We start from the raw sequence: 21,767 nt of genomic DNA on the forward strand, positions 1-21,767 counted from the left end.
CCGCAGACCCCCTATTGGTCGTCCTGGACCCTCAGGCCCGCCCCCGGCGCATGGCGGTGGGCCAGGCCCGGGTAGTCGATCACGAGCCCTTCCCCGTCGAACTCCAGATCGCTGCGGAAGCCGCCCGACGCGAAGCGGACACGGGCGCCGCTCTCGGTACGTCCGAGGTGGGTGTAGGTCTGCTCCGACGCGTGCACGGTCAGATCCGGCACGGAGACCCAGGCCATGGTGAACGTGCGCTCGCCGGGCAGTGCCTGGAGGCTGTGCCGCAGGACCGGCATGGTGTTGGTGAGCGGGCACAGCCCGAGATCGCAGTCGAGCGCGCCGTCGGCCTCGGGCAGAGGCTTGCCGTTGCTCGTCCATCGGCCCGCGCCGTCGTGCAGCAGGCGCAGTTCGTGCGACCCCATGGAGGTGGCGGCGCGCACATGCAGTTCACGGGTCACATACTCCTCGGCGGTGTCGAGGTCGTACGAGATCCAGTACACCTCGGGCCGGGTCCCCACGGCCCGGCCGTGTGCCGTGAGCCGGGTGCCGCGGAACTCGATCCATGAGGTCTCGTACCCCCGGCTCGCCGTGACTTCCCAGGTGAGGACGTGAGACGTGACCATGTCCCCAGCCTAGTGAGACGTTGCCTTACGCGCCCGCCACCGCGCTGCGGCGACTCCGTGACTCCGCAAGGGGAGGTTCCGGGACCGGACGCTCCCGCACGCGGGCGCCCCGGTGAATCCATCACGAGACCGGCGCGGGATCCGCCGCGAGCAGCGGCAAGGTCGTCAAAATGTGGTGCACACCATGACGCGGAACCGAAGAAATATGCGTTCGAGGGGGGATCGCATGGTGGGATGAGGCGATGCGACCCCCCACACGCATATCAGCGCATCATCGAAATCCCTACGACGAGCTCGCTCGACTGGCAGACCCGGAACCCGACTTCAGCGTTTACGACCCGCGAGACCTCTCCGAACTCGGACTCACATCCGACCCGGACGACGACGACTGGACCGCGCCCGACCACCGTGGCAAGAGCCGGTACGCGGCCCTGCCCGCCGTGGTGAAGATGGCCAGTACGGTTCTGTTGTGCATGCTCTGCCTGCTGCTCGCCGACCGCCTCGCGGAGTACTACGCGCAGAGCACGGCGGCGGACAAACTCCAGCAGTCTCTCGGGCTCGCAACCAGGCCGGACGTCGACATCCACGGCTTTCCCTTCCTGACCCAGGTGCTCGAAGAACGCATCCACCGTGTCGACGTCACCGTCCCCGACGTATCCGCGGACCGTGTCTCGCTGGCCGAAGTACGGGCCACAGCCCACGACGTACGCATCGTCCGCGACGCCCCGACCTCGATCAACGGAGCCGTGATCGAGAAGCTCGACGGCGAGGTGCGGCTCTCCTTCGACGACCTCAACCGGGAACTCGGCGCCTCACAGCTGCGCTTCACCGGCAGCGGCGCCGACGCGGTGCGGGTCAACGGCGAACTCGCGGTCGCCGGCCAGGATCTGCGAGTACGGGCCCGTGTCCACATCCAGCTCGACAACGAACGGGCGCTCACCACCACCCTCGACGGCATGGAGCTCGACGTCCCCGGCGTGGCCACCTACCGTCCGGGCAAGGACCCGAAGCACTCCGGTCTGCGGCTGCACCGCGAGGCCGCCGAACGGATCAGCCGCGAAGGCGCGCGGATCAAGGCGATGCTGTCGGTGCCTGCGGTGGCCGAACGGCTCGGAGTCTCCAAGGACCAGGTCCGCCGGGCCCGGCGGAGCGAGGACGAGCTCCACCGGCTCACCAGCGCGCCGCAGTTCGTCGAGCGGCTGATGCGGGTCAATCTCGTCGATGTGGTCGCCGAGCATCCGCAGCTGCTGCGGAAGGTGGGCATCGACCCCCGCCTGGTCCAGGGGCTGCTCGCCCTGCGGCCCCCGGAACTGTCGGAGCGCCTGTCGGTCTCCTTCGAACTGCCCGAGTCACTGAAGGAGTTGCGGCTCCAGCACATCGCCGTGGGGCGCGACGGGATCACGGCCCGTGTGGCCGGCTCCGGTCTGCGCGTCGGGCAGGCCGCTTCCGGCGGTTCGTGACCCGCCGGAAGCGGCCGGTCGGGGAGAGCCCGGCAAGATCCAAACGAGAGGGCCCCCTAGTGTGATGCGCCTGAAATCCCAGGTTACGACAGGACACGACCCGGCCCGGCGCCGCCCGGAAGTCGGGGGGAACGCGACATGGGGCCTCCGCCCTGCGGAAGCCCCACGTCGTGCTCGTCACCTCACCCGGAACGGATTCAGAAGGGTCCGACGATGCCCGGGATGCCCTGTGGCGTCGGGATCGGCAGGGGGCTGGTGCCGCTGCGCGCACCTGCCTCCGCCGGTGCGGCCTTGCAGGTGACGTCCTTCGCCGGCAGCTTGCCGGTGGTCAGGTAGGCCGTTGCCGTCTTGTCGGCGCACGACTTGTTGCCGTAGACGACGCCGTGGCCGACACCATCGATGACCGTGACCATCTTCGAGCCCTTCAGGGCCCGGTGCAGGCCCTGGCCGCTGGTCAGCGGTGTCTGGGAGTCCCACTCGTTCTGCAAAATGAGCGCACCGACCTTGTTGTCGATCTTGGTGGCGGGCTCGGCGCCGTGCTGCTTCCAGAACGCGCACGGCTTGATGCTGGAGCCGAAGTCGCCGTACAGCGGGTACTTCTTCTTGTCCGCGATCGCGTCGCGGCGGTACTGCTCCGGGTCGGTCGGCCAGGCGCGGGTGTCGCCGCACATGATGGACCAGAAGGTGGCGCCCTGGTTGTCCTCGGGAGTCGTGACCGGGTCCGAGGACGGGCCGAAGGACGGCGGCGCCGGTCGCTCGGGCTTCCGGGACTCGCGCGTGGGCGCCGGGGTGGTCTTCTTGCCCTCGGCGGCGTCGTTCAGGTCCTTCATGTCCTTCAAGGCATAGGCGGCGTTTTCCGCGTCGAAGAACATTCCGCGCATGTACAAGCGGACGCCATCGCCGTTCAACAGCGCACCGAAGCCGTCGTCGATCGGCTTGCGGTCGGCTTGGGCGACCAGGTCCCAGAAGGTCTTGCTCACGGCGGCCGGGGTCTTGCCCAGCTTGAACTTGGCGTGCCGTTTGGCGGTCCACTTGGTCCAGTTGGCGAACGCGGGCTCGGCGCCCTCGGCCCAGACCTGGATCATCCCGCGCCAGACCCGTGCCGGGTCCACGGAGCTGTCCAGCACGAAGCGGTCGACGTTCTTGGGGAACATCTGCGTGTAGACGGACGCGAGGTAGGTGCCGTACGAGTAGCCGAGGGACGAGATCTTCTTCTCGCCGAGCACCGCGCGGATCACGTCCAGGTCCCGTGCGGTGTTACGGGTGGTGATGTGGCGCAGCTTGTCGCCCTGCTTCTTGTCGCACTTCTCGGCGACGGTGCGGGCCGACTTCACGTCCTTGGCGAACGTGGCGGCCTTGTAGGGCTGCTGCCAGTTCATCTCCTCCGTCGTCAGACCGCAGCTGACGGGGGAGCTCTTGCCGACGCCGCGCGGGTCGAAGCCGACGAGGTCGTACTTCGCCGTCACGGCCTTCGGCAGCGTGGTCGCCATTTTGTCCGGCATCTTGAGACCCGAGCGGCCCGGGCCACCGGGAATGAGCAGGAGCACACCGCGGCGCTCCTTCTTGGCCATCGTCTTCATCCTCGATATCGCGAGGTCGAGCTTTTTGCCGCCGGGGCGGTTGTAGTCGAGTGGCACCTTGATCGTGGCGCACTGGTAGGCGGCCGTCAGATCTTTGTCGCATCGGTGCCACGAGGGCTTCTGCCGCAGGTATTCCGCCATGGGGTTCTCGGCGGCGCCGGCCGTGGCCGGGGCGAGCGCGGGAACCAGGGTGGCGACGACACTGGCTGCCAGGAAGGGGGCTATGCGTCTGCTTCGCACGTGGGGAAGGTCCTTAGGGATCAGTGCGGGTGTGACACATCTACCCTTCCGTACACGGCAGTTGGACGAATCCGTCGGCAGGACGGAAAGCATGCCCGTCTGTGGATGTACGGAACTGGGGCGACAAGATGGTCCCTCAGTCGTACACCGACGACCCGCTCTTTCCCGTCCTACGTAGTTGGCTCGCTTGGCTCCGTCGGCCTGCCAGAGCAACTGGGGCCCGCTGCCGGAGGAATCGGCAGCAGGCTCACGTCATCTCATGCCAGCCGTGACGGGTTCAGAAGCGGCTGACCATGCCCGGGATGCCCTGAGGCGTCGGGACCGGCAGGGGGCTGGTGCCGCTGCGCGCACCCGCCTCCGCCGGTGCGGCCTTGCAGGTGACGTCCTTCGCCGGCAGCTTGCCGGTGGTCAGGTAGGCCGTTGCCGTCTTGTCGGCGCACGACCCGTTGCCGTAGATGCCGTGGCCGACACCATCGATGACCGTGACCATCTTCGAGCCCTTCAGGGCCCGGTGCAGGCCCCGGCCGCTGGTCACCGGGGTCTGGGAGTCCCACTCGTTCTGGAGGATGAGCGCGCCGACCTTGTTGTCGATCTTCGTGGCCGGCTCGGCGCCCTGCTGCTTCCAGAACGCGCACGGCTTGATGCTGGAGCCGAAGTCGCCGTACAGCGGGTACTTCTTCTTGTCCGAGATCGCGTCGCGGCGGTACTGCTCCGGGTCGGTCGGCCAGGCGCGGGTGTCGGCGCAGACGACGGACCAGGAGCTGGCGTCCTGGTTGTCCGACGGCACCTTCACCTTGGCGGCGGTGCCGAAGGCGGGCGGGGCCGGGCGCTCGGGCTTCCGGGACTCGCGGGTGGGCGCCGAGGTGGTCTTCTTGCCCTCGGCGGCCGCCTTCAGGTCCTTGACGATGTTGGCGGCGTTTTCCGCGTCGAAGAAGATTCCGCGCATCTGCAAGCGGATGTCATCGCCGTTCATCGGGACACCGCTGCCGTCGTTGATCGGCTTGCGGTCGGCTTGGGCGACCAGGTCCCAGAAGGTCTTGCTCACGGCGGCCGGGGTCTTGCCCAGCTTGAAGGTGGAGTGCCGTTTGGCGGTCCACTTGGTCCAGTTGGCGAACGCGGGCTCGGCGCCCTCGGCCCAGACCTGGATCATCCCGCGCCAGACCCGTGCCGGGTCCACGGAGCTGTCCAGCACGAAGCGGTCGACGTTCTTGGGGAACATCTGCGTGTAGACGGCTCCGAGGTAGGTGCCGTACGAGTAGCCGACGTAGGAGATCTTCTTCTCGCCCAGCACGGCTCGGATGACATCCATGTCCCGGGCGGTGTTGCGAGTGGTGATGTGGCGCAGCTTGTCGCCCTGCTTCTTGTCGCACTTCTCGGCGACGGTGCGGGCCGACTTCACGTCCTTGGCGAACGTGGCGGCCTTGTAGGGGCGCTGCCAGTTCATCTCCTCCGTCGTCAGACCGCAGCTGACGGGGGAGCTCTGGCCGACGCCGCGCGGGTCGAAGCCGACGAGGTCGTACTTCGCCGTCACGGCCTTGGGCAGAATCGTCGACATGATCGGCGGCATGTCGAGACCCGAACCGCCCGGGCCGCCCGGGTTGAACAGGAGCACACCGCGGTGCTCTTTCTTGGTGCTGGTCTTCATCCTCGATATCGCGAGGTCGAGCTTTTTGCCGCCGGGGCGGTTGTAGTCGAGTGGCACCTTGATCGTGGCGCACTGGTAGGCGGCCGTCAGATCTTTGTCGCATCGGTGCCACGAGGGCTTCTGCCGCAGGTATTCCGCCATGGGGTTCTCCGCTGCGGCGGCCGTGGCCGGGGCGAGCGCGGGAACCAGGCCCGCGACGGCACTGGCCGCCAGGAAGGGGGCTATTCGTCTGCTTCGCACGTGGGGAAGGTCCTTTGGGATCAGTGCGGGTGGGACGCACTTACCCTTTCGTACATGGCAGTTGGACGAATCCGTCGGCAGGGCGGAATCTGTTCGACCACAGGCGTACGGGCCGGCGCGACAAGATGGTCCCTCAGTCGTACACGCACGACCGGCTCTTCCCCGCCCCGCTCGGATGACTGCGCCGGCACTGTCGGAGCAACCAGCACCGTCCCAGCACTAGCCGCCTGAGCAACTCCCGTGTCCAGGCGTCTCCTTCGCGCCGGTAGCGCAGGCGCAGGTGCCCGTTCGGTGGCCTGAGGATCCGGCGAGTCGCCCATCCCGTCACGACGTGCTGTGGGGCCCACTGCCGGAGGAATCGGCAGCAGGCCCCACGTCATCTCATGTCAGCCTGAGGGGTTCAGAAGCGGCTGACCATGCCCGGGATGCGCCCAGGCGTCGAGCCGGCGCCGCCGCCATCGCCGCCCCCGACCTCGGGCTCGGGCTCGGGCTCCGGGGCCTGGCAGGTCAGGTCCTTGGCCGGGAGCTTGCCGGTGGACAGGTAGGCCGTGGCCGTCTCGTCGGCGCACGACCCGTTGCCGTAGATGCCGTGGCCGATACCCCAGGCGACCGTGACCATCTTCGAGCCCTTCAGGGCCCGGTGCAGGCCCTGGCCGCTGGCCAGCGGCGTCTGGGAGTCCCACTCGTTCTGGAGGATGAGCGCGCCGACCTTGTTGTCGATCGTGGTGACGGGTTCGCTGCCGTCCTTCTTCCAGAACGCGCACGGCTTGATGCTGGAGCCGAAGTCGCCGTACACCGGGTACTTGGCCTTGTCGCGGATCGCGTCGCGGCGGTACTGCTCCGGGTCGCGCGGCCAGGCGCGCGTGTCGGCGCAGACGACGGACCAGAAGACGGCCTCCTGGTTGTCCTCGGGAGTGGCGGCCGCGTCAGCGAGCCGGCCGAAGGACGGTGGGGCCGGGCGCTGCGGCTTCCTGGACTCGCGGGTGGGCGCTGAGGTCTTCCCGCCGGCGGCGGCCTTCTTCAGGTCCTTGACCGTCGCGGCGGCATAGGGCGGGTTGAAGAAGATCCCACGCATCTGGAGGCGGATGTCATCGCCATTCATCGGCACGCCGCTGCCGTCGTCGATCGGCTTGCGGTCGGCCTGGGCGACCAGGTCCCAGAAGGTCTTGCTGACCGCGGCCGGGGTCTTGCCCAGCCCGTACGTCGAGTCCTGCTTGGCGGTCCACTTGGTCCAGTTCGTGAACGCGGGCTCGGCGCCCTCCGCCCAGATCTGCAGCATGCCCCGCCAGGCCCGGGCCGGGTCGACCGCGCTGTCCAGCACGAAGCGGTCGACGTTCTTGGGGAACATCTGCGTGTAGACGGCTCCGAGGTAGGTGCCGTACGAGTACCCGAGGTAGGAGATCTTCTTCTCGCCCAGCACCGCGCGGATCACGTCCATGTCGCGGGCGGTGTTGCGGGTGGTGATGTGGGGCAGCTCGTCGCCCTGCTTGGCGTCGCACTTCTCGGCGAAGGTCTGCGCCCACTTCACGTCCTTGGCGAACGTCTTCTCGTTGTAGGGACGCTGCCAGTGCAGCTCTTCGGTGGTCAGACCGCAGCTGAGGGGAGAGCTCTCGCCGACACCGCGCGGGTCGAAGCCCACGAGGTCGAACTGGTTTGTCACCGACTTCGGCATGCCGGAAGCCATGGACATCGGCATCTTGACACCCGAACCGCCCGGGCCGCCCGGGTTGAGCAGCAGCACACCGCGGTGCTCGGCCTCGGTGCTGGTCTTCATCCTCGATATCGCGAGGTCGAGCTTCTTGCCGCCGGGGCGGCTGTAGTCGAGCGGCACCTTGATCGTGGCGCACTGGAAGGTGGTGGGAGCCGACTCGTCGCAGCGGTGCCACGACGGCTTCTGGTTGAGGTACTGGGCCATGGGGTTCTCGGCGGCGGCGGCCGTGGCCGGGGCGAGCGCGGGAACCAGGCCCGCGACGGCACTGGCCACCAGGAAGGGGGCTATTCGTCTGCTTCGCACGTGGGGAAGGTCCTTTGGGATCAGTGTGTGTAGTATGAACTGATCTTTGCGCACGCGGCAGTTGGGGCGAATCCCCCGGTGGGTCGAAATGGCTTCCGACCGTGGGTGGACGGCCCGGGGCGCTCTGGTCCCCGGGACGTACAACCATGATCGGCTTTTCGACGTCTTACCCGATCAGGGTCCGCCACTGTGCGGAGCAGCCCCTACGGCCACAGCAACTCCCTTACCCAGGCGTCTCCTTGTCGCCGGTAGCGCAGGCGCAGGTGTCTGCGCCGCGCGTCCCCCTGGAAGAACTCCACCTCGGAAGGCTCCAGCACGTACACCGTCCAGGTCCCGGCCATCGCATCCGGGGAGCGCCGCGAGCTGGCGGCCCTTCGCACTGGTGGAGTGCGAGGCGAAGTGCCAGCCGGGCTCGTCGGCGTCGTGCAGCATCAGCGTCCGCAGATCGGGGTGGCCGTGCTCGTCCACGGTGGCGAGGGTCATCGTGTGCGGCTCGGGCTGTCCGGCCGCCGCGGCCTCGGTGAACCAGCGGCGGAAGAGCGGCAGGGGCTCGCCGGTCGAGATGGGATCCGCAGAGCCAGGTCCTGGGCCCCTGGCATGCGCCACAGGGGACGAACTGCCCGCCGTGCGCGCCGGTGAGGTCTGGGTCCTCCACGGCCCGGCGTACCTCATCCGGCCCGGTCCCCGGGTCGTACGCGGTGGCCCGAAGTCCTCGCCCACGTCCTGCACGGCGTCGTGGCCGGGGAGCCCACGCCGCGCCCGAGGCCCGACACCTCCACGGCAGTTGAGAACGCACGGGCGACACGTCCGAAATATGAGCAGGGGTGTTCCACGGCCGGGACGGAGCCTAGGCTGACCCCGCAGCTGGTTCGCCCTGCCCTCCAGGCAGGGGCGTCGCAAGAGGGAATCCGGTGGAACTCCGGAACTGCCCCGCAGCGGTGAGTGGGAACGACCGCCGTCATACGCACTGGTCCCGGCACGGGACTGGGAAGCGACGGCCAGTAGGTGCCTTCGGACGAGAAGGCGCGCCCATGAGTCCGAAGACCTGCCACTGCCCGTGCGTGACCTACGCGCGCGGAGATCTCGGCGACCTCGTGGGCGGGTCGGCGGTGAGGGCGGGCACGGCCGCACCCGAGGGTGTGCGCAAACCGGGCCCCTGTTGCCGTTCCTTCGCGTCCCACGACCGTTCCGAGGTCGCTGACGAGTACTCGCGAAGGAGAGTTCCGTGACCACATCAGCAGCCGCGGGAGCCCGGGCCACCGTCCACGGCTACCCGCGCCAGGGACCGAACCGGGAACTGAAGAAGGCCGTCGAGGGCTACTGGAGGGGCACGGCGAGCGCCGACTCCCTCAGGGAGTGTGCCGCCGGCATCCGCCGGGCCAACTGGCGCAGCCTCGCCGACGCCGGCATTCACGAGGTCCCCACCGGTGACTTCTCGTACTACGACCACGTCCTGGACACCAGCGTCATGGTCGGCGCGGTCCCCGCACGTCACCGCGCCGCCGTCGAGGCCGACGCCCTCGACGGCTACTTCGCCATGGCCCGCGGCACGCAGGACGTCGCGCCGCTGGAGATGACCAAGTGGTTCGACACGTCTTGCCGTCTGTCCAGAAGGCCCATGGACTGTCTATACAGTCCATGGGCCGCCCAGATGGTGCGGCCCCGTCCTGCGTTTCGTGACAGGTCTGTGAGATGTGTGTGAGACACAGCCCGCTCGACGAATCAGCTGCCCGTCGCGGCGAGCTTCGGCAGGCCTTCAGCCGGAGCCGCGCTCGACAAGCCGTGCCCGACCGCCACCGTATGTTTGATGGCGGCGCTGTGCGGCGGGCCTGGACGCTCCGAGCGTCCAGGCCCGCCGGCTTTTTCGATCAGGACCCGGCCAGCTCCTCGCGGACCGTGCGGGCCGCGGCGACCAGGTTCTCCAGGGACGCCCGGGTCTCGGGCCAGCCGCGGGTCTTCAGACCGCAGTCCGGGTTGACCCACAGCCGCTCCGCCGGGATGGCCTCAAGTCCCTTGCGCAGCAAGGCCGCCGCCTCGTCCGCGCTCGGCACGCGCGGGGAGTGGATGTCGTACACGCCGGGTCCGGCCTCGCGCAGATAGCCGTGCTCGGCCAGCTCGCGCGCGACCTGCATGTGCGAACGGGCGGCCTCCAGGCTGATGACGTCCGCGTCGAGGTCGTCAATGGCCTGGACGATGTCGCCGAACTCGGCGTAGCACATGTGCGTGTGGACCTGCGTCTCCGGCCGCACCCCGCTGGTGGTGAGCCGGAACGCCTCCGTGGCCCAGGCCAGATATGCGGGGTGGTCGGCGGACCGCAGCGGCAGGGTCTCGCGCAGGGCGGGTTCGTCGACCTGGATGACCGAAGTCCCGGCCGCCTCAAGGTTGTTGACCTCGTCGCGCAGGGCGAGGGCGACCTGCCGTGCGGTGTCGCCGAGCGGCTGGTCGTCGCGGACGAAGGACCAGGCGAGCATGGTGACCGGCCCAGTGAGCATGCCCTTGACCGGGCGCGAGGTGAGCGACTGGGCGTACGTCGTCCAGCGCACCGTCATCGGCTCGGGGCGGGAGATGTCGCCGGCCAGGATCGGCGGCCGGACGTACCGAGTGCCGTACGACTGGACCCAGCCGTGCTGGGTGGCGAGGTAGCCGGTGAGCTGCTCGGCGAAGTACTGGACCATGTCGTTGCGTTCGGGCTCACCGTGCACCAGGACGTCCAGACCGGTCTTCTCCTGGAACGCGATCACCTCCTGGATCTCGGCCCTGATCCGCTCCTCGTAGCTCTCGGCGCCGATGCGTCCGGCTCTCAGATCGGCCCGCGCGGTGCGCAGTTCGGCGGTCTGCGGGAACGATCCGATGGTCGTCGTCGGCAACGACGGCAGCCCCAGATGCGCGCGCTGCGCCACGCTCCGCTCGGCGTACGGCTGAGCGCGGCGGGCATCGGCGTCCGTGACGGCGGCGGCCCGGACCCGTACGGCGGGGTCGCGGGTGAGCGTCGAACCGGCGCGGGAGGCCAAGTCGGCGCGGTTGACGGCGAGTTCGGCGGCGATCGCGTCGGTGCCCTGGGACAGGCCCTTGGCGAGGGTGACGATCTCGCCTGTCTTCTGCCGCGCGAACGCGAGCCAGCGCAGGATCTGCGGCTCGATGTCCCGCTCGGCGGCGGCGTCGAGCGGGACGTGGAGGAGCGAGCAGGAGGCGGCCACGTCGACGCGGTCGGCCAGCCCGAGCAACGTGCCCAGTGTGGCGAGGGACTTGGTGAGGTCGTTGACCCAGATGTTGCGGCCGTTGACCACACCGGCGACCAGGCGCTTGCCGGGCAGCCCGCCCACGGTGGCAAGGGCGTCCAGGTTGGCGGCGGCTGCCTCGGTGAAGTCGAGCGCGAGGCCCTCCACGGGCGCCTTCGCGAGGACCGGGAGCGCGTCGCCGAGGCAGTCGAAGTAGGAGGCGATCAGGAGCTTCGGCCGGTCGGTGAGGGCGCCGAGGTCGCGGTAGGCGCGGGCGGCGGCGTTCAGTTCGGCCGGGGTGCGGTCCTGGACGAGGGCGGGCTCGTCGAGTTGCACCCACTCCGCGCCCGCCGCGCGCAGGTCGGCGAGGACCTCGGCGTAGACGGGCAGCAGCCGGTCCAGCAGGGTCAGCGGGTCGAAGTCCGCGGACACGCCGGGGGCGGGCTTGGCGAGCAGGAGGTAGGTGACCGGGCCGACGAGGACCGGGCGCGCGGTCAGGCCCAGGGCGAGGGCCTCCTTCAACTCCGCTACCTGCTTGGTGGAGTCGGTGGTGAAGACGGTGTCCGGGCCCAACTCGGGCACCAGGTAGTGGTAGTTCGAATCAAGCCACTTGGTCATCTCCAGCGGCGCGACGTCCTGCGTGCCGCGGGCCATGGCGAAGTAGCCGTCGAGGGCGTCGGCCTCGACGGCGGCGCGGTGACGTGCGGGGACCGCGCCGACCATGACGCTGGTGTCCAGGACGTGGTCGTAGTACGAGAAGTCACCGGTGGGGACCTCGTGAATGCCGGCGTCGGCGAGGCTGCGCCAGTTGGCCCGGCGGATGCCGGCGGCACACTCCCTGAGGGAGTCGGCGCTCGCCGTGCCCCTCCAGTAGCCCTCGACGGCCTTCTTCAGTTCCCGGTTCGGTCCCTGGCGCGGGTAGCCGTGGACGGTGGCCCGGGCTCCCGCGGCTGCTGATGTGGTCACGGAACTCTCCTTCGCGAGTACTCGTCAGCGACCTCGGAACGGTCGTGGGACGCGAAGGAACGGCAACAGGGGCCCGGTTTGCGCACACCCTCGGGTGCGGCCGTGCCCGCCCTCACCGCCGACCCGCCCACGAGGTCGCCGAGATCTCCGCGCGCGTAGGTCACGCACGGGCAGTGGCAGGTCTTCGGACTCATGGGCGCGCCTTCTCGTCCGAAGGCACCTACTGGCCGTCGCTTCCCAGTCCCGTGCCGGGACCAGTGCGTATGACGGCGGTCGTTCCCACTCACCGCTGCGGGGCAGTTCCGGAGTTCCACCGGATTCCCTCTTGCGACGCCCCTGCCTGGAGGGCAGGGCGAACCAGCTGCGGGGTCAGCCTACGCGGTGGCGCAGCGAAGGGAAGAGCGGAGTCCAGCATCCGGAAGCGGAAAACGACCGTCGCGGCACGTTTGTGCCCTGCCCGGCTGAGGACGAACCCGGCAACCGATTGCGGCAGCGGCCTTGCTGGCAGCGCGGTTCGGAGGGCTTGAAATACTTGCGGACGTTCTCCGGCTTCTCTGCCTCCCGAACCCTAACGCGGCCCGCATCGCCCGGCCCGGCGAGGTCGTACAGGTCGACACCACCCCCGCTGGAAAGCATGAGCAGCGAGGCCCCCTGCTCGCCGAGGTATGTCAGCGAAGAGTGCCAGAACTATCGTGCGGGTCCCACCCCGTTCCGACGCCGGGCCAAGGCGAAGACCCGGCGCCGCGGCGAGACACGAGAACGCGGGACTCCGGGAAGATCAGCGGCAACCTGCGGCGCCCCCAGCGATACAACCGCCGACTCCAACGCGTCTTCTACACCTCTGCGCTGTTCAGCATCCGGCACAGCGAAGAATCTCGTCGGTTCTACGATCGCAAACGAGCTGAGGGCAAGCGCCATACCCAGGCCGTCCTTGCTCTGGCCCGTCGTCGAGTCAACGTCCTCTGGGCTCTCCTCCGTGACGGGCGGCGCTACGAACCTGCCCCACCCGTCGGCCTCGCGGCTTGACAAACAGCATTAGGAATCGATGCCTGGTGTACCGGCGTCGCGGAAGCGGGCGGTGTGTTGGGTGGTGAGAACAGTGGATGGTGGTCGAGTCCGGCTAGGAACTGTTCGGCGAGGGCGACCTCGACGTCGGCCCGGGCGGGTTCGGTGAAGACGAGCTTTAGGGCCTGTTGCGAAAGTGGATCTTGGATTGCGATGATCATGGTGTGGCGCGAGGGGATCTGACGGACCGGCAGTGGGCTCGGCTGGAGCCGTTGCTGCCGGCAGGGAAGAAGCAGGGGAGGCCGCGGACGTGGACGCGTCGGCAGTTGATCGACGGGATACGGTGGCGGACCCGGGCGGGCACGCCGTGGCGGGACATCCCTGAACGGTACGGCCCCTGGGACCGGATCTACGACCTTTTCCGCAGGTGGCAGCGCGACGGCACCTGGAAGCGCATCCTTGAGCAGCTGCAGGTCCAGGCTGACGCGAAGGGCCTGATCACCTGGGACGTGAGCGTGGACTCGACCGTCTGCCGCGCCCACCAGCACGCCGCCGGCGCGCGTAAAAAAGGGATCTGCAGCGCGAGCCCCCCCCGGCGGGATCGACACAGAGCCGGACGATCATGGGCTCGGACGGTCCCGGGGCGGTCTGACTACGAAGATCCACCTTGCGACCGAGCAGGGGCAGAAGCCCCTGTCGCTGCTGATCACAGCCGGGCACCGGCACGACAGCCCGCAGTTCCAGCCCGTCCTCGAACGCATCCGCGTCCCCCGCACCGGCCCCGGACGGCCACGCACCACACCCGACAAGGTCCGTGCCGACAAAGCCTACGGCTCCCGCGCGAACCGCTCCTACCTGCGCAGACGCAGGATCGAGTGCACCATCCCGGAGAAGGCCGATCAGGTCCGCAACCGCAAGAAGCTCGGCTCCCGAGGCGGCCGGCCACCGACCTTCGACAAGGAGGACTACAAGGAGCGCCACGCGGTGGAGTGCGGGATCAACCGGCTGAAACGGCACCGCGCGGTGGCCACGAGATACGACAAGTTGGCCGTGCGCTACGAGGCAACAGTGCTGGTCGCAGCCATCAACGAGTGGCTATGAGCAGCCAGGCTAGACATCCGCGACAACCTAATCGACCGAATCTCCGAGGCAGAGCGAGAGGGTTGGCTCGGGGAGGTAGAGGGACTCCGCGTAAGCCTTTCGGCTGCCGAGGACAAAATTGCTCAGCTCGACCAGGCGATTGGACGTCGCACGGGAGATGTAGATCTTGGAATGCCGACCTTCACTCAGATCGCGGGCCGCAACTCGACAACAGCAGGCCCAGATTCGAGTTACACGAAGAAGACCAAGTGACGTGCAGTCTCCCTTGGTGATTGATTCACTTTTCTGGGCCGGGAGCCTCGCGGCGCGCGAGAATGATTCCCCCGAGCTTACTCTCGGCCGAGGTGAGAGTTCTGTGTTTCTCAACGACGAATCCAGCATCGTCGAGCCACTCAAACATTCGGTCGTGCTGGCGACGATGGACATAGACGTTCATTGGGTGCCCGCCATAGCCCTGGGTCTTCAACTGTGACTCATCACCGACGTGGAAGCCGAGTAGCAGCGGCCCACCGGGCCGCAGCACTCGCTGGAAGTGCGCGAAGACCGAGCTGAGCTCGTCGTCGGGGATGTGGATCAGCGAGTACCAAGCGACCAGGCCAGTCATCGAGGCGTCGGCGAGGGCGAGGTCCGTCATGGAGCCGAGATCGAACCGGAGGCCGGGGTGATCACGCCGAGCCACCTCGATCATTCCGGGCGACAGGTCGATCCCGAACGCGTCCACGCCCAGTTGGCACAGGTGAGCCGTGACCCTCCCCGTCCCGCATCCCACGTCCACAACGGGTCCCCCGCCCTGGGCACGCACCAGGGCGGCGAAGAACGCCAGGACCGCGCGCTCCTCGGGCGTTTCATCCAGAAGGTGACGCGTCAGGTCGGCATAACTAGCAGCGACGGTGTCGTAGGACGTCCGCGTGTCTTCCAGCCAGCCGTCAGTGTTCATTCCCGTTCCCACGACCGCAGGCTACCCAACAGCCCAAGCAGGACGACCCCTTAGTTCAGAGAAGGATGGCGGATGCGAACGAACACATAGCCCCGCGGATCGGCCTGCCGCAGTTGGCAGTTGTGCTTTGGCCGGAGTCGTCCGACCAAGAAGAGCAGGACGAGCGAGACGGACTGCACTGGAAAACCCGCGCCCTCGTCGACTGGGCTGCCGGACGCTCATTCACATGGGTCGACGACGAGATCACCGACACCGATCGCGCCTGGGTATCCACTCACCATCCAGGACATGCTCTGCTCCATCGCGTCGACCCCCGCCTGGGCCTCACCGAATCGGACTTCGCCACCCTCGACGACTGGTTGCGCAGGACTCACCAGGCACCCACGTCGCTCGGCGCGGCTTGAACCTTCCCGAGTCAGCCCGTCCGCGACACGCCGAACCCCCCGAATTTCACACGACTTTTCATCACCTTCTGTGAGCGGACCGGCGCTCGACCTTCCCGAGAACTGCTTCAAGATCAGTTCGGTTAAGCTTGTGTCCGCTGCCCCGTCCTGATCGTTCACGCGTCCGAACGGCCGCGGCTCGTCGAGATCCGCGACAACCTCCTCGCGGGTATCCTGGAAGCCGAACGCGAGGGTTGGCTCGGCGAGATCGAAGGACTGCAGAGCAGCCTGATCCACGCCGAGGAGAAGATTGCCCAACTCGAGGCACAGATCGCCCGGAAGCAGGAGGCTGTCGACCTGGGAATTCCCACCTTCCGGGAGATCGTTGCTCGCACTACTGCGGTCGCCGCACCGCCGGAGCCTTCGTGACCTGGAGCGTTGTCGCCTCCGGCGATGGTCAGAGGACGCCGGCACCGATCGGAACAGCGCGGAAGCGGCCTGACCGGGCCGGTGGCAACGCGTGTACCAGGTTGCGGAGCCCTCTTCGACCGGGACTGTCGCCTGTCACCGTAGTTGGTTGAATGCCTGGTCGGCGTCGGCTACGGCCTCGGGGTGGACGTCGTGGGCGGTTCGACCGTCGGCGATCTTCTGCCAGTTGGTCCGGGCGAGCACCCGTTGGACAGCGAGTACCTGGGCGGCCTGCAGGCGTGCCTGGATGCATTCGCCGAGGGCGTCCGCCAGTGCCTCCTCGTCCTCGAGCTGGTACCGCGTGAGCCGTCCCGCCAGGCTCGGTGTGGTGAACACCAGCCGATGGAACGCCACCACCTCGGGATGATCGTTGAGGCCGGTGACGGGGTCGTACCGATCGAGGCCGGCCCGGAAGTGCCGGTGCAGCGCCGTTACCGGCTTGATGCCGGACCTGCGGTCACGTACGACGCGTGCCGCCTCTCCTTGGTGGTCCGCAAACCGGTGCAGCACCAGGTCTTCCTTGGTGGGGAAGTACCGGAAGAGGGTCGGCTTGGAGATCTCGGCCGCCGCGGCGATGTCGTTGACCGAGACGCGGTCGAAGCCGCGCTCCAGGAACAGCGATACGGCCGCGTCGGCGATGGCGTCGCGCGTCCGCTTCTTCTTGCGGGCCCGCAGTCCCGTCGGCTCAGTCATCTGACCACCCTAACATTCGTGACCGAGTTGCTTTTTTAACCGAGTAACGTTTTTATGAGCGGCATGAATCAGACAGACATTCCTCCCGTGCTCGTCACCGGGGCGACGGGCCGGGTCGGCCGCGTCGTCATCGACCAACTCCTCGAGGCGGGCGTGCCGGTCCGAGCCCTCACCCATCGCTCCGAGGCGGCGAGGACGCTGCCGGCGAAGGTCGAGGTCTTCACCGGCGACCTCACCGCGCCCGAATCACTTGACCCGGCATTGAATGGCGCCGGTGCGGTCTTCCTCGTGTGGAGCGCCCCGCCTCAGACCGCCGCGGCAGTCGTCGAGCGGCTGGCGGTCCACGTGCGGCGGGTCGTCTTCCTCTCCTCCCCGCACCAGACACCGCACCCCTTCTTCCAGCAGCCCAATCCCATGGCGGTGATGCACGCCGACATCGAGCGGCTCATCGCGGCCACCGGACTCGCGTCGACGATCATCCGGCCGGGGATGCTCGCGTCGAACTCGCTGGCCTGGTGGGCGCCCGCGATCCGGGCCCGCGAGGTCATCCGGTGGCCTTACGGTGCTGCCGAGACGGCACCGGTCGACGACCGCGACGTCGCAGCTGTCGCGGCGCGGACGCTCTATCAGGACGGATATGTCGGAGGCGACTACGTCCTTACGGGCCCCGAGTCGCTGACGCAGGCCGCGCAGGTGGGGGCCATCGGTGACGCCCTGGGGCGCCGGATGGCATTCGAGGAGATGACGCCGGACGAGTTCCGGGGCCTGTCAGAGGGCACGGCACCCAGCTCGGTCGTCGACATGCTGCTCGCCGCGTGGAGCACGGCAGTCGGACAGCCTGCGTACGTCACCACTGAGGTGGCCGACATCCTCGGGACGGCGCCGCGAACGTTTCGCCAGTGGGCCGCCGACCACACCACCGCGTTCACGGAGGGTTCGGAGGGGTCGTAACCTCGTCGACCGCGTTCTGCGCCCCTGGCCGCAGCCCTCAGTCCGCCGTCGCCCCGGCCCCCGCCTCCGGGATGTGCCAGGCGCGTGGGTGCGGGAGGCTCAGCGGCCCGGGGAGTGGGCCAGCAGGCCGCCGAGCGCGCCGTCCTCGACCGGCAGGGCCTCCATCAGCGCCTCATCGAACCGCAGCGCCGGATGGGCCCGCCGGGCGTGGTCGACCATGCCCGGGGAGACGTCGAGCCCGAAGGCGTCCAGCCCCAGTTCGTGCAACATGGCCGTCAGATGTCCAGGCCCGCACCCGACGTCGGCTGCCCGCGGGTTCCCCGTGCCGCGCAGCAGCTCGGGGAAAGTGCCGATCATGTTCCGTGAGAACGGGTGCGTCTCCAATCGATTAGCGAACATCGACGCATAGAGCTCGACGACCCCGTCGTAGGCCGCCCTGGTCTCGTCCTGGTATTCCGCCACGGGGAAGAAGCTAACACCCGTGCCGTTCGCGGCCGTTCTCCGGCTCCACACCGCCCCTGGGGCTGATCCCATCACCTGAGTACGGGACGACCCAGGGCTTCGGCGTAGTCACTTGACGTCCGGTTCGTGACGATCCGTCGGCTCGGCGGATCCGGGGAATGCGACAGGCACGGCTTCCAAGATCATGGAGTTCTCGACGCCCCGTGATCCGACTGGAAGACCGTGCCTGCCGACGCATCATCGCCGATCCCGCCTGCCTTTGACCAACTCCGCGAGCATCCCGAGGCCGTACCCGAGGAGATCCCGGACCTGCTGGCGCGACTGGCCCAAGTGCCCGACCCGCGAGATCCGCGCGGCGTACGGCACGCACTGGTCGTCGTACTCGCGCTGACCGCGTGCGCGGTTCTGGCCGGAGCGACCTCTCTGCTGGCGGTCGGTGAGTGGATCGCAGATGCCCCGCCGCCGGTCATGGAACGCCTCGGCATACGGCCCGATCCACTGTGCCCGAAGCGGTTCCTGCCTGAGGAAACGACAGTCCGACGGCTGCTGGCCCGCATCGACGGCGACGCGCTGGACCGGGCGGTCGGACGCTGGCTCGCCGACAGCCGCCCGAAGGCGACCGGGCTGCGCGGCCTCGCCGTGGACGGAAAGAGCCTGCGCGGCGCGGCCAGAGCGAACGGCCGCAAGATCCACCTGCTCGCCGCGCTGGAGCACGCCACCGGCCTGGTCCTGGCCCAGCTGGACGTCGGCGAGAAGACCAACGAGATCACCTGCTTCCAGCCGCTGCTGGACACCGTCGCCGACCTGGCTTCAGCCGTGGTCACCAGCGACGCGATGCACACCCAGCGCGAGCACGCCGACTACCTCCTCGGCCGGGGCGCCCACTACATCGTGATCGTCAAGGGCAACCAGAAGAAGCTGCGCAAGCAGCTCAAGTCCCTTCCCTGGAAGGACATCCCGCTTCAGGGCCGCACCCGGGGCACCGGCCACGGCCGCTCGGAGATCCGCCGGATCAAGGCCGCCACAGTCAACAGCCTCCTCTTCCCCGGAGCCCGCCAGGCCGTCCAGATCAAGCGCCGGCGCACCGACCACAAGACCGGCAAGACCACCGTCAAGACGGTCTACGCCGTCACCAGTCTGACCGCCGAACAGGCCTCTGCGGCCCAGCTCGCCGAACTCGTCCGCGACCACTGGAAGATCGAGACCCTGCACCACGTCCGCGACACCACCTTCGCCGAGGACGCCTCACAGCTGCGGACCGGCAACGCGCCCCGAGCGATGGCCACCTGGCGCAACCTCGCCATCGGAGCCCTCCGCACAGCAGGGTGAAGAACATCGCAGCCGGCCTCCGCCGCAACGCCCGCGACCCTCGCCGACCCCTCACACTCCTCGGCCTCGGATGATCACGAACCGGACGTCATGCGACTACGCCGAAGCCCTGCCTGTCGGTAGGTGAGGGAGCCGTCACGGCAGACGACCTCGACGCCCGGGTGTTCACGGAGCCAGCGGCCGAGCTGTTCCGCGTCGCGTCCCTCCCAGAGCGTGAGCGGGAGCCGAGTGGTGGCATCGACCAGGAGAGTGCCGTAGGTGCCGCCGTAGAGTGCGAAGTCGTCGACCCCCAGCACCCGGGGCGTGACCCGTGGCGGAAGCGGCACCCGCATCAGCTGGGACAGGACGGCGACCCGAGAGAGCCTGATATTCAAGATTCGAAGCATCCGGGATCCGCCTCGGCCGGCCAGCACCACGCCGATGTCCTCCACCAGGCGCTGCAGTCGCGGTGTCCGCCGCTGGTAACGCATGGTCAGGCCTGGTACTTGCTCGGCGAAGGTCGTCTTCGGGCAGGTCGTGTTCTCGCAGTACAGGCGCCGTACGGACAGGTCGATGCGCAGAGGGCGGCCTGCGAGCGTGACGTCGGCGAGGCGCCGTGCGTAGCGGCTGTGGCACCACTCGCTGAGCTGGCCACATCCCGTGCATCCCGCCGGTTCACCGGATCTCGTGCGGGCACGGACCGCCACCACAGCATCGGAAACCTCAACCGAGACCACCTGCACATCAGACAACTGCGGTAACAGGCTGACCAGTTCAACAGAGCACAATCACAGGCTGCCCGTCCTGCGGACTGGTCGACCGTGGCACCGGGATGATCTCCGCCTACGAAAATCTTGCCAGAGCCCCTAAGCTCCCCAGCCGCGTACGGATGAACGTCCCCAGCTATGCCGCAGGAAGCAGCACGGCTGAGATCTTGGTTGAGATCGTCAGGCTGGCCGGAGACACTCGCACGATGAGTCGTAGCGCATCGCCCGGATCGGTTGAACGAGGTTGGGACGGGCTGTGGTACCGGGTTCGCACGGACGCCTTCGAGGCATCGTTCCTGCCCAGCTCGGACGAGAAGTTGGACTCGGTGTGCAACGTCGATGTCTTCGTGGACCTCAAAGACGGCTCCCGGTGGAGCGCGACTGTCTTCACGGTCGCCGAAGTCGAACGCCTGATGGAGACTTGGGCAGGAAGCGACGAGGCTCTCGGCGGCCGCTACTTCTGGTCTCGGACGGTCTGATCGTCCGGGATCCCGGCATCGACAACATGACCGATGTGATCGCCGGACTGATCGAGACCGACGAGTTCTCCGGGATCTTCCAACGACTCGACAGCGAGTGACCACGCCCTCGGCCGCGATCGCGACGTGGCCAGTCAGGCCACGTCTGTATCCCGCTCGATGGCCTTGAGCCGGTTCTTGAGCCGGTAGCTCGGCCCGTTGATGGAGATCACGTCGCAGTGGTGCAGGAGGCGGTCGAGATAAGCCAGGCCATCGCTGACCGGATCACCTTCCGCTGCACGCTTATCCAAACCGGGACCGAGTCCTATCGGTTCCAGGCCACCGCCGCCGGACGCACGAAGACCACCCGCGCGTGAACCGGCGCCACCCCTGGATATCCCCTTGCCCGCCAGGAACCCGATCGTCAAGAGTCGGCACGTGAACACCGAACTGACGGACGGGATCGTCGCCCTGACGCCCCTGACTCTCGAAGACGTCGATGCGCACCTGGCGGGCGAGGACGACCTGCTGGTGCGCTGGCTCAACGGAGGACCAGGAACCCGTGAGGGCACAGAAGCCTACTTTCGCCACTGCATGGAGCAGTGGGCCATCGGCGGACCCCTACGCGCGTTCGGAGTGCGTGCGGGCGCTGACGCAGCACTGGCCGGCACCATCGACCTGCGCTTCGAGATGCCCGGCTTGACCGAAGGGCAGGTCAACATCGCCTACGGGCTCTATCCGGCCTGGCGGGGACAGGGCCTGGCCACCCGCGCGGTCCGTCTGATCTGCCACTACGCGGCTTGCGAGGGAGCGATCCAAGGGGTGATCCAGGTGGATCCGGACAACCCCGGATCGGAAGCGGTGGCGCGGCGCGGGGGCTTCATCTACATCAAACAAGTCCAAAGCACCGACGGCAATCGCTTCAGCTGGTACGTGCGCGACCTGGCCTGACGGCGCAACCATCGGCACGGATCCCGGGTCCTCACCAACCACGTCTGTCAGGGACGCGCTCCGAAGGACCCGGGGCTCCAAGCTATCGACACCACCTCAGCGCCCCTGTTCGAACACTCCGTTACAGCGTCGGACGTCACTCGATGGGTTGCTCCCAAACTCGCCGAAACTCACGGGACCTCTGTCGAGTCCATCCTCACCACGAGCGGCCCAACCCTGGCTCTCGTTCGCGCCGGAACACTGGCTCTCTCATGACCCGGTAAAACAGGACGGGGAGCAGAAATGGCCAACATTTACAAGAAGGCCATGAAC

At 68.1% G+C, this 21,767-nt stretch carries 12 protein-coding genes, 8 pseudogenes and 2 riboswitches; of the genes and pseudogenes, 9 read left to right on the top strand and 11 right to left on the bottom strand.

What is annotated here, in order from left to right; all coding sequences use genetic code 11:
* Positions 1-11: 11 nt before the first annotated feature.
* Positions 12-608, bottom strand: a complete 597-nt coding sequence (locus tag OG293_RS32730; RefSeq protein WP_406002362.1) for a putative glycolipid-binding domain-containing protein — start codon at positions 606-608, stop codon at positions 12-14.
* Positions 609-850: 242 nt separating this feature from the next.
* On the opposite strand from OG293_RS32730, the gene OG293_RS32735 reads away from it, so the two are divergent.
* Positions 851-2,068, top strand: coding sequence for a DUF2993 domain-containing protein (locus OG293_RS32735; protein WP_406002363.1), 1,218 nt, complete (start codon positions 851-853; stop codon positions 2,066-2,068).
* Positions 2,069-2,265: 197 nt separating this feature from the next.
* On the opposite strand, the gene OG293_RS32740 is transcribed toward OG293_RS32735, so the two are convergent.
* From OG293_RS32740 to OG293_RS32755, 4 genes and pseudogenes are all read right to left on the bottom strand, one after another.
* Positions 2,266-3,888 (bottom strand): alpha/beta hydrolase, encoded by a 1,623-nt coding sequence (locus OG293_RS32740; protein ID WP_406002364.1) that lies wholly within the window; start codon positions 3,886-3,888, stop codon positions 2,266-2,268.
* Positions 3,889-4,165: 277 nt separating this feature from the next.
* Positions 4,166-5,773: an alpha/beta hydrolase gene (locus tag OG293_RS32745; RefSeq protein ID WP_406002365.1), complete on the bottom strand. Its 1,608-nt coding sequence runs from the start codon at positions 5,771-5,773 to the stop codon at positions 4,166-4,168.
* Between the two features lie 400 nt (positions 5,774-6,173).
* Positions 6,174-7,787 (bottom strand): alpha/beta hydrolase, encoded by a 1,614-nt coding sequence (locus tag OG293_RS32750; RefSeq protein WP_406002366.1) that lies wholly within the window; start codon positions 7,785-7,787, stop codon positions 6,174-6,176.
* Between the two features lie 203 nt (positions 7,788-7,990).
* Positions 7,991-8,459 (bottom strand): annotated as a pseudogene (locus tag OG293_RS32755) (pyridoxine 5'-phosphate oxidase C-terminal domain-containing protein).
* A gap of 176 nt (positions 8,460-8,635) precedes the next feature.
* Positions 8,636-8,855: riboswitch (cobalamin riboswitch) on the top strand.
* Positions 8,856-9,012: 157 nt separating this feature from the next.
* Here OG293_RS32755 and OG293_RS32760 point away from each other — a divergent pair.
* A pseudogene (locus tag OG293_RS32760) lies at positions 9,013-9,384 on the top strand (5-methyltetrahydropteroyltriglutamate--homocysteine S-methyltransferase); the annotation flags it as partial.
* Positions 9,385-9,655: 271 nt separating this feature from the next.
* On the opposite strand, the gene metE reads toward OG293_RS32760, so the two are convergent.
* On the bottom strand, positions 9,656-11,971 hold the full coding sequence (gene metE, locus OG293_RS32765; RefSeq protein ID WP_406002367.1) for a 5-methyltetrahydropteroyltriglutamate--homocysteine S-methyltransferase: 2,316 nt from the start codon (positions 11,969-11,971) through the stop codon (positions 9,656-9,658).
* A 157-nt stretch (positions 11,972-12,128) separates the two neighbouring features.
* Positions 12,129-12,348, bottom strand: a riboswitch (cobalamin riboswitch).
* Positions 12,349-12,733: 385 nt separating this feature from the next.
* Here metE and OG293_RS32770 point away from each other — a divergent pair.
* Together OG293_RS32770 and OG293_RS32775 are read left to right on the top strand one after the other, a co-directional pair.
* A pseudogene (locus OG293_RS32770) lies at positions 12,734-12,997 on the top strand (transposase); the annotation flags it as partial.
* Positions 12,998-13,200: 203 nt separating this feature from the next.
* A protein-coding gene (locus OG293_RS32775) for an IS5 family transposase (RefSeq protein WP_406002368.1) occupies positions 13,201-14,077 on the top strand; the annotation gives its coding sequence in 2 pieces (ribosomal slippage) (positions 13,201-13,590 and positions 13,592-14,077; 876 coding nt in all).
* A 277-nt stretch (positions 14,078-14,354) separates the two neighbouring features.
* On the opposite strand, the gene OG293_RS32780 is transcribed toward OG293_RS32775, so the two are convergent.
* Complete coding sequence (locus tag OG293_RS32780) at positions 14,355-15,014, bottom strand: class I SAM-dependent DNA methyltransferase (protein WP_406002369.1); 660 nt, start codon at positions 15,012-15,014, stop codon at positions 14,355-14,357.
* Positions 15,015-15,079: 65 nt separating this feature from the next.
* On the opposite strand from OG293_RS32780, the pseudogene OG293_RS32785 reads away from it, so the two are divergent.
* A pseudogene (locus OG293_RS32785) lies at positions 15,080-15,418 on the top strand (hypothetical protein); the annotation flags it as partial.
* A gap of 543 nt (positions 15,419-15,961) precedes the next feature.
* Here OG293_RS32785 and OG293_RS32790 read toward each other — a convergent pair.
* Positions 15,962-16,558 (bottom strand): TetR/AcrR family transcriptional regulator, encoded by a 597-nt coding sequence (locus OG293_RS32790; protein WP_406002370.1) that lies wholly within the window; start codon positions 16,556-16,558, stop codon positions 15,962-15,964.
* Between the two features lie 63 nt (positions 16,559-16,621).
* Here OG293_RS32790 and OG293_RS32795 point away from each other — a divergent pair, with 63 nt between their 5' ends.
* Positions 16,622-17,509, top strand: a complete 888-nt coding sequence (locus tag OG293_RS32795) for an NAD(P)H-binding protein (RefSeq protein WP_406002371.1) — start codon at positions 16,622-16,624, stop codon at positions 17,507-17,509.
* 114 nt (positions 17,510-17,623) lie between these two features.
* On the opposite strand, the pseudogene OG293_RS32800 reads toward OG293_RS32795, so the two are convergent.
* Positions 17,624-17,971 (bottom strand): annotated as a pseudogene (locus tag OG293_RS32800) (class I SAM-dependent methyltransferase); the annotation flags it as partial.
* Between the two features lie 330 nt (positions 17,972-18,301).
* Here OG293_RS32800 and OG293_RS32805 point away from each other — a divergent pair.
* Positions 18,302-19,216 (top strand): annotated as a pseudogene (locus tag OG293_RS32805) (ISAs1 family transposase); the annotation flags it as partial.
* Between the two features lie 158 nt (positions 19,217-19,374).
* Here the strand turns inward: OG293_RS32805 and OG293_RS32810 are convergent.
* Positions 19,375-19,986: a hypothetical protein gene (locus OG293_RS32810; protein WP_406002372.1), complete on the bottom strand. Its 612-nt coding sequence runs from the start codon at positions 19,984-19,986 to the stop codon at positions 19,375-19,377.
* A 266-nt stretch (positions 19,987-20,252) separates the two neighbouring features.
* On the opposite strand from OG293_RS32810, the pseudogene OG293_RS32815 reads away from it, so the two are divergent.
* Positions 20,253-20,626, top strand: a pseudogene (locus tag OG293_RS32815) (hypothetical protein).
* A gap of 33 nt (positions 20,627-20,659) precedes the next feature.
* On the opposite strand, the pseudogene OG293_RS32820 reads toward OG293_RS32815, so the two are convergent.
* Positions 20,660-20,770 (bottom strand): annotated as a pseudogene (locus OG293_RS32820) (ATP-binding protein); the annotation flags it as partial.
* A gap of 172 nt (positions 20,771-20,942) precedes the next feature.
* Here OG293_RS32820 and OG293_RS32825 point away from each other — a divergent pair.
* Entirely contained in the window at positions 20,943-21,455 is a 513-nt protein-coding gene (locus OG293_RS32825; RefSeq protein WP_406002373.1) for a GNAT family N-acetyltransferase, read from the top strand.
* Positions 21,456-21,767 lie beyond the last annotated feature (312 nt).

The organism is Streptomyces sp. NBC_00829, from assembly GCF_045161795.1.
GTDB lineage: Bacteria > Actinomycetota > Actinomycetes > Streptomycetales > Streptomycetaceae > Streptomyces.